This is a genomic window from Methanobrevibacter sp. (assembly GCF_045220775.1).
GTDB lineage: Archaea > Methanobacteriota > Methanobacteria > Methanobacteriales > Methanobacteriaceae > Methanocatella.
Map to the genome: position 1 here is coordinate 1 of NZ_JBGUWC010000047.1, position 9697 is coordinate 9697.

The following is a 9697-nucleotide window of genomic DNA, read 5'->3' on the forward strand; positions in this document are numbered from 1 at the left end:
CTTGTAATTCTTCAAGAGTATAACCTTTATATTTAAATACTTTTCTTGCCAATGAAACACCCTCTATCTATCTTTTTAAACCTGTTCTCTTAGCTGCAATTGAACCAACTTTTCTTCCTGGTGGTGCATGTCTTGAAACAGTAGTTGGACGACCAGGATGTTGTCTGTTACCTCCCCCGTGAGGGTGATCAACAGCATTCATTGCGACTCCTCTTACAGTCATGAATTTCTTACCTTTAGCTTTATAAGCATGCCATTTTTTACCAGCTTTAAGGAATGGTTTGTCTTTTCTACCTCCACCAGCTACTACACCAATACTAGCACGGCAGTTAGGATTTAAGTATTTTAATTCCCCTGATGGTAATTCAACAACAGTTTGGTTTGCATCATGAGTAACAACATTAGCATAAGTTCCAGAAGATCTTACAAAACGACCACCGTCTCCAGGGGTGTTTTCAATATCATAAACTGGAGTACCTTCAGGAATTTCAGCAAGTGGTAAAGTATTACCGAATTTAATTGGAGCAGAAATACCGCATTCAATTTCATCATTTACTTGAATGCTTTCAGGCGCTAATATAAATTTCTTTTCACCATTTTCGAATTTAACTTCTGCAATAGGAGCGGTTCTTGCTGGGTCATGTACAATGTCAATGACTTTACCTTTAATACTACCTTCTTTTTCTAATGCATCGTAAGACCTATATTTGATTTTATCTTTGAAACGATGAGAAGCAACACGGTGAGCAGGAGTTCCTCTTCCTCTTCTTTGATGAATTAATCGTTTTCCCATTCACATTCCTCCTTAGAATACTCCTATTCTGACAGCAAGTTCTTCTGCCATTTCTTCTTCAACAAGTTTGATATATGCTACTTTTACACCTTTAGTTGTGATATGAGTATTGACTTTTGCTACTTTTTCACCGTATAACTCTTCAAAAGCCCTTTTGATTTGGCCTTTGTTAGCAGTACGACGTACGACAAAAGTAATCTCATTATTTAAATCAATAAGATTCATGGTTTTTTCAGTAACATGAGGTTTAATAATAATTGAGTAAGCATCCATAATAATCACCTATTTTCCAAATTATTGGAATAAACCTCCTAACTTTTCAACAGCTGATTTAGTGTAAATAGTGAGTCTTCCTGGGTGAGTACCTGGTGCTAATAATTCAGCATTTAAATTTTCAGCAACAACAACATCTACACCAGCGTGGTTTCTAGCACCTAAAGAGATGCCTTTATCTTCACCAACAACTACAAGAGGCCCTTTTACTTTTTTGTATTTTCTTCCTCTTGTTTTACCTCTACCAGCTCTTATTCTTTTACCTTCTTTAGCACGGATGATATCGTCGTAAACTCCTAAATTTTGGAAAATTTCACGAGTTTGTTTAGCAGTTTTTACATCTTCGATTTCATCTTCAACAATAATAGGCACTTGTTCTAAATCTGCAACTTTGTGACCTCTGTTTTCAACAATTTCTTTATTGGTAGTTGCTGCAACAGCGGATCTGATTGCAAATCTTCTTTCCTTTATGTTGATTTTTTCATGATGATTTTTCTCAGCTCTGGTAGGATGTGCTTGTCTACCACCAATAGCCATTGGTACGAAAGCTGCTCTTGAACCATTTTTAATCCTTGGCACTCTTGCGGTACCTCTACCGGAACCCCATCCTTTAGCGGAAGTTCTTTTACCTGCCATTGGGTCATTACCCCATGGTTGTACTCTTGCAGATTGTGCAGAAAGTACAGCTCTTTTGATTAAATCTGGTCTGTAAACTTCATCAAAAATAGCTGGAAGTTCAATTTCTTCTTTTACTTCCCCATTAATAGAATAAACGTTAACTTTCATGATTATACCCCTTGTTTAGATTTTGTACTTATGTAATTGATTTGAGGTATATCCTCAGCTTTTTTATTAGGTCTGATAGGTTGTCTTAAGATTACTAACCTTTTAGAAGGTCCTGGAAGTGAACCTTTAACTAAAACATAATCGTTTTTGACAAGTCCGTATTTTACGAATCCACCGTCTGGGTTGATTTGGTCAACTTCATCAGCTGATGCAATTTTTAAAATTCTTTTATTGAATTCAGTTCTTTTATGGTATCCCATTTGACCTGCTTGTGCTACAGTCCACATGGTTCTTCTAGGTGTCCAAGGACCGATAGAACCAACGTGTCTACCTTTACCTGCTCTGACAGCTTTACCATATTGAATTCTGATTCCCCATCTTTTAACTACACCTTGGAATCCTTTTCCTTTTGTGGTTGCAATTGCATCAACAAATTCGCCTTCATTGAAGATTTCACTAGCTTTTACTTCATTACCTAATAATTCCAATGCAGTATTTAATTTTTCTTCAGGATTTGATCCTCCAATACCACATTCAAATATGTCTGGTTTTTTCTTAGGTACGCTAGTTACTTTTGGATTTGTGTGTACTAATACCCTAATTTCTTCTGTGTTTTCTAATGCACCTTGTATTTTTGCAATAGCTTCAGATTTATTGTACTCTTTAGGAAGAGAAATTTTCCTAGAAAGTTCTTCATCTAAATTGTCTGCAAGAACTTCGGTGATAACTTTCAATCCACGAGAAGTTTTTTCATAAGCTCTAATTCCCATTACAACGACCGGAGGTACTTCCAATACAGTAACTGGAGTGAAAACTTCCATACCATTAGTTGGAGAGTTTTTATCAGTATCAGTGACTAAAGCATGAGTCATACCGACTTTATAACCTGCGAGGCCGAGTAATTTTGGTTCATCAATTTGAGGCCAAGACTTTACTCTAGGGGTTTCTTTAGCTGCTCTTTTCCTTGGACTAAAAGCAACAGACCCTTTTCTTGGCTGGTGATGTCTTACCATTTAATTTAACCTCCTTCTTAATATTTTTCCTTATTTTTTAAATTATTTTAATTTTTTTTGATTAATAGCTAATTAAATAACTATTAACGAAGTTTGATAAAATTATAATAAATATAACCTCATCGAATTAATAAATAGCTATAAGAAAACTTATAACTAGATAAATATTAAATTTCAATATATTCCATTGAGTTTATTTCAATTGAAGCACAATGCAGAATATATTCAATGTATAAATCATTCTGTGCTAAGATAATTTTTAGGTGAGTCCTAAAAATATCAATGTATAAAAAGTTGAGCAAGTTATCTATTAGAGTGTAAAACTAATAAATTAAGAGAATTAAAATCTCATAAAGTTAAATAAAGAAAGTGTAGCGACAACCGCCTCTTCAGTCCTGACAGTTTCAGTACCCTGATTAGGAATAGTATTTACTTTAACTAGATCCCAATTTGGATTGGAAACATCTTCTTGAATTGAAGAATAAGGGCCACCAAATACAATAGCAGTACTTTTAGATTCATTTACTTTAAGTTTTAATTCATCAAAAATAGTATCAATATAATCTCCATATCTTGTAGTTTCAACGACAAGATTAGGTTTAATTAATTTTAAGCTATTTTTAAGACTCTTATTAGAGGACATTACATTATATCCCCAGTAAATGTCATCTGGTTTATCAGGTGTGACTATTACTTCTTTCTTAGCAATCTTAGTAATCTTAAAGTCAAAGATTCTTTTGACTGAAAGTTGCTCTTTACAGAATGCAAGTTTATCCATACCTATGTCAACAAAAGTTCCTTTCTTATTTCTTTTAACAGTGAAACCTTGTCTATAATCCCCCACGTCTGGTTGACTATTAACAGGATGATGAGGAGTTCTAAGTGGCGGAAGAATACCGACATGCTTCAATTCTGCCCTTATAGGAAATGCTTGTTTCCTCAAATATTGAGGAGTATTCATATAACTCAAAATATCAGCAATAAATTCTCCATCCATCTCTCCGTCTTCATTTTTCATATGGTCATCATTGTAAATAACCACATTATCTGCTTGAAAAATAGCTAAAGCTCTTCCCAAAATTCCTACCTTATAGGTACGAATTTTTAGATCTTTAGACTCAGAAAGAAATGAGTTTGGAATAAATATAGATAGCTCATCTTTATACATTACCTTAAATTATATAAAATAAACTATATAAAGATTACCCTACATTTACATAGCTATCACTAAATAGACTTACACATTTACAAAATATTATATCAATTATAATATCTGTAGCTTCTTTTTTATGCTACCAACTTTTTTATACTCAGAGAATATATTAATATAAAGTATAGACTATCCACTATATAAAGGTATTGTTTTTTTGCATGAAAAATAGGGAATTTAATGATTATTAAAAATTTTTAATTGCTATAATGTTGCTCTAATTGCAATTACATCAACAAACTGTTTTTCTTTATTGTGAAACTCGTAAATCTTTGGAATTGGAAATTCATACCTGAACAAATGAGAAATGTTCAAATCATTATCTTTATAAAAACTTACTAAAAACTCTTCAGTAGAAGCCATATGGAACGAATATAAAACATTCGGATTCAGTTCAATCGCCCTTTTTACAAATTTCAAATCTTGACCTTTGTCCGCTTTCCTTTGAGATCCAAATGGTGGATTCTGAAAAACAGTATCTGCATTAAAGCTTTCATTAAAATCACAGATGTCGCTGACTATGAAATTTACATTATCCAATTTTAATTTTCCTGAAACTTCACTGGCCAATTCAATGGAATCATCATCAATATCTACACCAATTGATGAATTTGCACCCATTAACGCAGACCCAATGGCAAAAACGCCTGTGCCGCAACCCAAATCCAAAATATTTTTATCTTCAATATCCCCTAAAGAAAATGCGTTCCATATTAGATCGGATGCAATGACGGAGGGGGTAGTGTACTGTTCAAGGCCAACCTTAGGTTTTGGATGGGCAGGAATATTTTGAAGTCTCATTTCCAAATGTTTTTTGCGAGTGATTTTCTTCATATTATCAAATAATTAATATATCATTTATTATATAATTATATTATTAAAGAAAAATTACTTTGAGGTTTCAAATGTTTGAAAAAGTATTAGTTGCAAATAGAGGAGAAATTGCAATAAGAGTTATGCGGGCTTGTCGTGAACTCGACATTAAAAGCGTAGCCATTTACTCTGATGCCGATAGTACTTCTCTTTATACAAATTATGCAGATGAAAGCTACCCATTAGGAAATCCTTCCCCTGCAAAATCTTATTTGAATATTGAAAAGATTATAGGCATAGCTCTTGAATCCGGTGCTGATGCAATTCACCCAGGTTATGGATTTCTAGCTGAAAACTCCAAATTTGGAGAAGAATGTGAAAAAAATGGAATTAAACTCATTGGACCTAGTGGAGATGTAATCAATAAGATGGGAGATAAGATTACATCAAAAGCTCTTATGAAAAAAGCGGGCGTCCCTGTTATCGAAGGTACCCCTGAAGGCGTTACCGATATTGAAGAAGCAAAAGAAATTGCTCGCCAAATAGGATACCCTGTAATTGTAAAAGCTTCCGCAGGTGGTGGAGGTATTGGTATGCGTGCAGTTTATGAAGAAGATGAACTTGTGCGTGCAATCGAATCTACCCAGTCAGTCGCTTCCACTAACTTTGGAGATTCAACAGTATTTATCGAAAAATACCTTGAAAAACCACGCCACATCGAATTCCAACTCTTAGCTGATGAACATGGTAATGTCATTCACGTTGGTGATAGGGAATGTTCCATCCAAAGAAGACACCAAAAACTTCTCGAAGAGGCACCTTCCCCAATCATGACCGAAGAGCTAAGGGAAGAAATGGGTGGAAGTGCAGTAAGAGCTGCCGAATATATCGGATATAAGAGTGCAGGTACTGTTGAATTCTTATATGACAATGGAGAATATTATTTCCTTGAAATGAATACTCGTATTCAAGTAGAGCACCCAATTACCGAATTGGTTACAAATACCGATTTGATTAAAGAACAGATTAGAATCGCAAATGGTGATGAATTAAGTTACGCACAAAGTGACATTTCAGTAACCGGCCATGCAATTGAATGCCGTATCAATGCTGAAGACCCGCTTAATGACTTTGCACCTAATCCTGGTAAAATCACAGGTTATAGGTCACCTGGAGGACCTGGTGTCCGTTTAGACAGTGGAGTATATATGAATTATACAATTCCAACATTCTATGATTCCATGATTTCAAAATTAATCACATATGGAAGAACTAGAAACGATGCAATTGACAGAATGAAAAGGGCATTAAGCGAATACATCATATTAGGTGTCAAAACAACAATCCCATTCCATAAGGCTATTATGAGAAATCCTAATTTCATTTCCGGTGATTTAAACACCCATTTCATTGATACCTATAAGAAAGGTATTGAAGCTGAAATGGAAAACGTAATTGAAGAAGATTTAGAATATGTAAACAGACTCAAATCAACATTTATGCCTGGTAAAAAAATAGCTGCTATTTCTGCCGCTGTTGGATCTTATCAAAATAGGGTTAAAAATCAACAAATGCAAAAGAAATAAACCTGGGGATTTATAAATGAGAGATGAAATTATTATATTACTAAAAAAAGAAGGAAAACTTTCAGATGAGGCGATTGATGAGATAAAACAAGTGGATGTTCATGATTTTGCAAACTTAGTAAAAGAAATCGGAGAACAAGAAACAGAATACATTAACGCTTCTGAAATTTCAAAAGATTTAAACACCAGATACATTGGAAAAAATTTATATGTTTTCAATGAAGTGAGTTCAACAAATACAGTTGCCAGATTCTTATCAATGCATGATATTGAAGACGGTAGCGTCATCATATCTGAAAAGCAAAGCGCCGCAAGAGGCAGATCCGGCAAATCTTGGGAATCCCCTTTAGGTGGCGTATGGTTATCTATTGTTTTGAATCCTCATGTAGACCACTCAAAACTCCCATTAATTACTTTAGCAACTGGAGTTGCAGTTGCAAAAACTCTTGAAAAAGTCGGTGTTGAAAATCCGGAAATCAAATGGCCAAACGACATTATGATTAACGGCAAAAAAGTCTGTGGAATATTGACCGAAGCAATAGCAAAATTCAATACTATTGAAAATGTTATTATTGGAGTGGGAATTGATGCAAACTTAGACATCGAAGAGTTCCCTGAAGAGTTAAAAGCCGGTACAACCACTTTAGAAAAAGAACTTGGTAGAAAGGGTAGTGAAAATCTTTTAATTAAATTATTCCTTGAAGAATTCGAAAAAATTAGTGAACTTTTCGACCATGAGGGATACGAAGAAATCTTAAAGGAATGGAGAAAACGTTCCTATTCCATTGGAAAAATTGTAGAAGTTAGAGAGCCTTTCAACAAAAACTATGATGCATATGTTTTAGGAATCAGTAAAGAAGGAGCTCTAGTTGTTGAAAAAATTGACGGAACCTTAGCAAAAGTAATTTCCGGAGAATGTATAATCAAGAATTAAATACAATCTCCCTACATTTTTCTTCATTTGTGATTACGTCTTGTAATTCATCAAATGAAGATTCTATTTTTTTATTTAAATCATTCAAATCCAGATTAAATGCATCGCTTGTTGATAAATCAAATCTTATTGTAGCAGATGCACCTGGCATAGAAACAGGAGGAATTGTGATAATTCCATGGTCTTTTAATAGTATAAATGAAAAGACAAAAGCCACATCATTATCAGATAGATTATGTGAAACATCAATCTCATCATTCAAATCTTCAGGTGAAATCATTACTCCTGTTGGTGTTTTTTTGAAATTATTAAAATTTTCATTTAGCAAATCAAATAACTCGTCTTTTCTAGTAAAGCTCTGAACTAAATTATCTTCATTGAAATTTTTAATGCCGTTTAACATTGCAAGAACTGCTGGTGGCTGAGCTTCAAGACCAAATTGATTTACTTTTACCTTAATTTTGTCGATTAAATCTTCACGGCCTGCCATAAGTCCTCCTCTAGGACCTGGCATTAACTTATCGGTACTGGTAATTGTAATGTCTGCCCCTAAATCACAGGCTTTAGGTTGATTGAAAACTACTGTTCTAAGCCGTGCTCCAGAAGCATCGTCTACCATAACAGGAATATCCTTTTCATGAGCCATTTCAATGACTTTTTTAAACTCCTCTTCATCAATCACCTTATGATCCATTGTAGAACCGGTGATAACAACCAGTGAAGTGTTTTCAGGTATTGAAAAATCGTCGAAAACATCAGTTTCTGAATAGTTGGCACCTACTAACTTACAGCTTCTGGGAATTGATGGATGAGCAGGCAATTCGGCGAGGTAATGTACCACATTAGAATCTTCACTAACCAATGTCAAAATTGTGGCCAATATGCCTGAAGAAGTCCTATTCAATGGAAGGACTTTTTCGCCACCCATATGCTCTATTCCAACCTCTTGAAGTGCATCTTCAAAAATAGCGGGCCCGACATATGTTTCCAAAAGACTAATCTCAGAAGAAGATGCAATGAATCCGCCAGACAATCCTGTTAAATCAAATAATGCATCCCTTCCCTCAGTTTCGACTATGCCTTTAATTATTGAAAGAGCATTTTCTCTTTTTTTGACTTCATCTAAAGAGTTATTTACTATCATCTAATCAGATTCATCTAATTGTAATTTATAATCATCGAAGAATTCTAAAATTGATTTTAATTGTTTTTCATTAACTTCAATGTTAGTGTACTCTTCATCTTCAGGAATTCCATAAAAATAATCGGCAAACAATACTTTACCTTCTGGACTGGTAATAATGGTTAAACCGTCAGTAAGCTTATCAGGGTTTTTATTTTGAAACTCAATCTCAAAAGAAATGCCCAATTTCTCTGAAAACTTTTGTTTTTCGTCAGGTTCCCTATTGCATTTTCTGATTTTTGTCATTCTGGATTTCAATTTTTTTTCTGCGAGTTCATTAATATCAGCCATATTATACACATCCTCAAATAATCAAATAAATTAATATAAATTAAAATATAGTATAATTTAAATTATATATAAGTATTCCTTTTTAACGCAAGCATTAATCATACAAACTATTGCCTTTACTATCCATTGCAACAATAAGTGGACCAAAATCCTTGACTTTTAAATTCCACATTGCTTCAGGCATTCCCAAGTCCAACCAATCTACACTTTCGATTTCTTCAACTGCATCAACATATAATGCAGCGCATCCGCCAGTAGCGACCACATAAATTGCATTGTTTCTAACCAATGCTTCACGAACGGTATCGTCCATCCCACCTTTACCAATGACTATTTTTGCACCCATATCCAAAACATCACTTTGATAGGGATTCATTCTCATTGAGGTGGTCGGTCCGATTGCCACCATCTCATAACCGTCATCTTTCTCAGCTATTATTGGTCCTGCATGAAAAAGAACAGCACCTGAAATGTCGAGAGGTGCACCCTGTTCAAGAAGTCTCTTGTGGGCTTGGTCCCTAGCGGTTAAAATATTGCCTGTCAAGTAAACTACATCACCCGCATTTAATTCATTTAAATTTTCATCTTTAATCGGAACATTTAATTTTCTTTCCATTTATACACCTTATTCGCAAATAATATATTTATCAAAAAAAAATATAACTATATCTATATAAAATTTTTAGCTTTAATAAATTTAATGGCTAACGATAATAACGAGGAAAATTATGTCAAGTATGAGTAGCGTTGCGGGGCTGTCAAAATATATTAAAACCCTGCCCAAAACTGAAATTTCAATTATGGCAATGCTTGTT

The 9697-nt window shown here is 34.2% G+C and carries 11 protein-coding genes; 2 read left to right on the forward strand and 9 right to left on the reverse strand.

All coding sequences use genetic code 11. The features are described from left to right. Positions 1-67 precede the first annotated feature (67 nt). The 6 genes from ACJROP_RS02325 to ACJROP_RS02350 all read right to left on the reverse strand — a co-directional run bounded on the left by ACJROP_RS02325 (position 68) and on the right by ACJROP_RS02350 (position 4909). Positions 68-793, reverse strand: coding sequence for a 50S ribosomal protein L2 (locus ACJROP_RS02325; RefSeq protein WP_406533887.1), 726 nt, complete (start codon positions 791-793; stop codon positions 68-70). A 12-nt stretch (positions 794-805) separates the two neighbouring features. Beyond that, a complete protein-coding gene (locus tag ACJROP_RS02330; protein ID WP_406533888.1) occupies positions 806-1066 on the reverse strand; it encodes a 50S ribosomal protein L23 in 261 nt (86 codons plus the stop codon). 21 nt (positions 1067-1087) lie between these two features. After that, positions 1088-1852: a 50S ribosomal protein L4 gene (gene rpl4p / locus ACJROP_RS02335; protein ID WP_406533889.1), complete on the reverse strand. Its 765-nt coding sequence runs from the start codon at positions 1850-1852 to the stop codon at positions 1088-1090. Positions 1853-1854: 2 nt separating this feature from the next. Further along, entirely contained in the window at positions 1855-2865 is a 1011-nt protein-coding gene (rpl3p, locus tag ACJROP_RS02340) for a 50S ribosomal protein L3 (protein ID WP_406533890.1), read from the reverse strand. Positions 2866-3205: 340 nt separating this feature from the next. Further along, entirely contained in the window at positions 3206-4033 is an 828-nt protein-coding gene (locus ACJROP_RS02345) for a putative RNA uridine N3 methyltransferase (RefSeq protein WP_406533891.1), read from the reverse strand. Positions 4034-4279: 246 nt separating this feature from the next. Next, positions 4280-4909 (reverse strand): METTL5 family protein, encoded by a 630-nt coding sequence (locus ACJROP_RS02350; RefSeq protein WP_406533892.1) that lies wholly within the window; start codon positions 4907-4909, stop codon positions 4280-4282. A gap of 71 nt (positions 4910-4980) precedes the next feature. Here ACJROP_RS02350 and ACJROP_RS02355 point away from each other — a divergent pair, with 71 nt between their 5' ends. After that, on the forward strand, positions 4981-6474 hold the full coding sequence (locus tag ACJROP_RS02355) for an acetyl-CoA carboxylase biotin carboxylase subunit (protein ID WP_406533893.1): 1494 nt from the start codon (positions 4981-4983) through the stop codon (positions 6472-6474). A gap of 16 nt (positions 6475-6490) precedes the next feature. Then, positions 6491-7408 (forward strand): biotin--[acetyl-CoA-carboxylase] ligase, encoded by a 918-nt coding sequence (locus tag ACJROP_RS02360; protein WP_406533894.1) that lies wholly within the window; start codon positions 6491-6493, stop codon positions 7406-7408. On the opposite strand, the gene ACJROP_RS02365 is transcribed toward ACJROP_RS02360, so the two are convergent. The 3 genes from ACJROP_RS02365 to ACJROP_RS02375 form a co-directional block, all read right to left on the reverse strand. Continuing rightward, on the reverse strand, positions 7398-8552 hold the full coding sequence (locus ACJROP_RS02365) for a TIGR03576 family pyridoxal phosphate-dependent enzyme (RefSeq protein WP_406533895.1): 1155 nt from the start codon (positions 8550-8552) through the stop codon (positions 7398-7400). The two genes, ACJROP_RS02360 and ACJROP_RS02365, sit on opposite strands and share 11 nt — an antisense overlap. Beyond that, entirely contained in the window at positions 8553-8882 is a 330-nt protein-coding gene (locus ACJROP_RS02370) for a hypothetical protein (protein ID WP_406533896.1), read from the reverse strand. Between the two features lie 94 nt (positions 8883-8976). Next, on the reverse strand, positions 8977-9498 hold the full coding sequence (locus ACJROP_RS02375; protein WP_406533897.1) for a FumA C-terminus/TtdB family hydratase beta subunit: 522 nt from the start codon (positions 9496-9498) through the stop codon (positions 8977-8979). Positions 9499-9697 lie beyond the last annotated feature (199 nt).